Raw genomic sequence first — 1242 nt, forward strand, 5'->3', positions numbered from 1 at the left:
TCCGCTATTACGACCCTGAAATCGGGCGGTTTGTAAGTCAGGATCCGATTGGGTTGCGGGGCGGAATGAATTTGTATGAGTATGCGCCGAATCCGGTTGGTTGGACTGATCCGTTTGGATTGTTGGTAACACCACACTATACAAAGGGGCTTAACGGGAGGGTAGAGCGTGTACAGGCTACAATTACAAAGGATGATTTAGGCAAAGGTACTGCAACGAATCCGTCTTCGCGATTGGAAGCGCAAAGAATGGCTAATTGCAAAAAAGTACACGCCGGACATTTTCTTGCAAAAAACTTGGGGGGCAGCGGTGGAGTCGGGCATGTATTTCCTCAAACGCCCGGTATTAATACGGGGCAATATCGTGCATTCGAAATGCATATAGCGAACGAAATTAGGAATCACGGTTCGGGTAAGGTTGATATTTTATTTAATTATCCAAACGCAAACAGTAAAATGCCCAATGCCATTTTTTATACCTATGAAGTAGGTGGCAAGAGATTTACCTAACAGTTTGACAATCCTAATCCTTGTAACAAAACATAACTATGGAGTTTATACTATATGAAAACTGCACAAGAAACCTTAATTCAATTTATTCAAAAAATGAAAGATTATGAATTGTATTGGGGGGGACTTACTCAAAAAAGTTTGGATGAAGGTACTTTTTTTGAAATTAATCAAGATGAAGACAGCAAAAAAAGATCTGATGAAATCAAAAAAATACACCAACAATTTTTATCTAAAAAAGCTTTATCTTTAAGGCAAGCCAGACAAGAAGCTCCTTCTTTTGGAATGCCACCAGAATATAACCAAACCATTACAGCCGAACGGAAAATCAGTGATAAAAAATATGAAATAGATGTGTTGAGTGAAAGAGGGGAAAAGAAAACCTATACGCTGGTTTTGGAAGGCGGAGAGTGGAAAATCGATCAAATGGGTTTTATGTATTACGATAAATGGAAGAAGTCCCGCCAATTGTTTTGAATAGACGATAACTTAGTATCGGCTGCTTTAAGAATCAATACTTTGCATTTTTTCCATTTAAAAGGCCGTCTGAAAAGCCCAAAAAACCTTTTCAGACGGCCTTTTCAGTTAAAAATATTAGATCGCCATAAAGTAAAGACATTCGCGCATTTGCAGAACCTTACGGCTACGACCCCGAAACCGATCCGCTGCTGAAAATCCCACCCGAACCCCAAGGGCAGCCCGAAGCGCAGCCTGAATTGGTTTATTACCAACT

Annotated in this window: 2 protein-coding genes; both read left to right on the forward strand. The window is 40.1% G+C overall.

Annotation, left to right across the window (positions count from 1 at the left end; genetic code table 11):
* On the forward strand, nt 1–509 hold a 509-nt coding region (locus HMPREF2700_RS05530; RefSeq protein WP_070590863.1), incomplete at its 5' end, for an RHS repeat-associated core domain-containing protein.
* A gap of 54 nt (nt 510–563) precedes the next feature.
* A complete protein-coding gene (locus tag HMPREF2700_RS05535) occupies nt 564–986 on the forward strand; it encodes an NTF2 fold immunity protein (RefSeq protein WP_070590865.1) in 423 nt (140 codons plus the stop codon).
* The last annotated feature ends 256 nt before the right edge of the window (nt 987–1242 follow it).

This window comes from Neisseria sp. HMSC068C04 (assembly GCF_001810105.1).
Lineage (GTDB): Bacteria > Pseudomonadota > Gammaproteobacteria > Burkholderiales > Neisseriaceae > Neisseria > Neisseria flavescens_B.